The sequence below is a fragment of the Paenibacillus sp. S29 genome, from assembly GCF_049319765.1.
GTDB lineage: Bacteria > Bacillota > Bacilli > Paenibacillales > Paenibacillaceae > Paenibacillus > Paenibacillus polymyxa_B.
The window spans coordinates 1-440 of sequence record NZ_JBMOUI010000075.1 but is presented as its reverse complement, the minus strand read 5'-3'; the positions used below and the strand labels follow the sequence as shown (position 1 = coordinate 440).

1 protein-coding gene is annotated in these 440 nt (G+C 49.8%); it reads left to right on the top strand.

Features of this window, described 5'->3' with window-relative positions:
* Positions 1 to 440: condensation domain-containing protein (locus tag ACL9RM_RS26535; protein WP_414126707.1), on the top strand; the 440-nt coding region annotated here is incomplete at both ends.

Genomic DNA, 440 nt, shown 5'->3' with positions numbered 1-440 from the left:
CCCGGTAACGCCATACAGCGAATATATTGAATGGCTGGAGCGGCAGGACAAAGCAGAGGCTGAACGGTTCTGGAGTGATTATTTTGCTGGTTTCGAGCAGCAGACGGTATTGCCGCAGGCAAAACAGCTGGACGGTCACGCTAAAGAATATGAAGCGGACAAGCTTTCGTTTACACTGGACCGCGAAGTGACCAAGCAGATGAACAAGCTGGTCAAGCAGCAGCAGGTAACGGTCAATACACTGCTGCAAGCGGCGTGGGGCGTTGTGCTGCAACGGTATAACAACAGTCGGGATGTTGTATTTGGCAGTGTCGTATCCGGCAGATCAGCGGATATTCCAGGCATCGATACAATGGTTGGTTTGTTCATTAATACCGTTCCTGTACGGATTCACAGTGAGAAAGATATGACGTTTGCTGCGTTAATGAAGCAGATACAGG